The organism is Streptomyces albidoflavus (assembly GCF_000719955.1).
GTDB lineage: Bacteria > Actinomycetota > Actinomycetes > Streptomycetales > Streptomycetaceae > Streptomyces > Streptomyces albidoflavus.
Genome location: NZ_JOII01000090.1, coordinates 1 through 796, shown reverse-complemented (window position 1 = coordinate 796; position 796 = coordinate 1). Strand labels below are relative to the sequence as shown.

Here is a 796-nt window from a genome sequence, read left to right as displayed (position 1 = left end):
ACCCTGACGCGAGAACTCCACGAACGTCGTCGGCGTCGACATCACCGTCACACCACCGGCCACCGCCAACGAGCACTCACCCGAACGCAACGCCTGCGCCGCCCAGTGCAACGCCACCAACGACGACGAGCACGCCGTGTCCACCGTCACCGCCGGCCCCTCGAACCCGAAGGTGTACGAGACACGGCCGGACGCGATGCTGGGTGCGCTGCCGTTGCTGCGGAAGCCCTCGTACCGCTCGTCGGCGAGCATGTTGCCGTAGTCGTTGTACATGACACCGGCGAAGACGCCCGTCTGGCTGCCGCGCAGGGAGGCCGGGTCGATGCCGGACCGCTCGATCGCCTCCCACGTCGTCTCCAGGAGAAGACGCTGCTGGGAGTCGGTCGCCACCGCCTCGCGCGGGCTCATCCCGAAGAACTCGGAGTCGAAGGCTCCGGCGTCGTGCAGGAAGCCACCGGCCTTGGTGTAGGTGGTACCGGACGCGTCCCGGTCGGGGTTGTAGAGCGCGTCGACGTCCCAGCCTCGGTTGACGGGGAACTCGGAGACGGTGTCGACGCCTTCGGAGACGACGGTCCAGAGGTCCTCCGGCGAGGAGACACCGCCCGGGTAGCGGCAGGCCATGCCCACGATCACGATCGGATCCTCGGCCACCGACGGCAGCGCCGACACCGGCACCACCTCCGCCGGCTCCACCCCGCCGAACAACTCCTCCAGCAGATACCCCACCAACGCGTTGACCGTCGGATAGTCGAACACCACCGTCGCCGGCAACCGCAACCCCGTCGACTTCCCCAAC

General features: G+C 68.6%; 1 protein-coding gene. It reads right to left on the bottom strand.

Features of this window, described 5'->3' with window-relative positions; translation table 11 throughout:
- On the bottom strand, positions 1-796 hold a 796-nt coding region (locus IF45_RS31830), incomplete at both ends, for an acyl carrier protein (protein ID WP_037638925.1).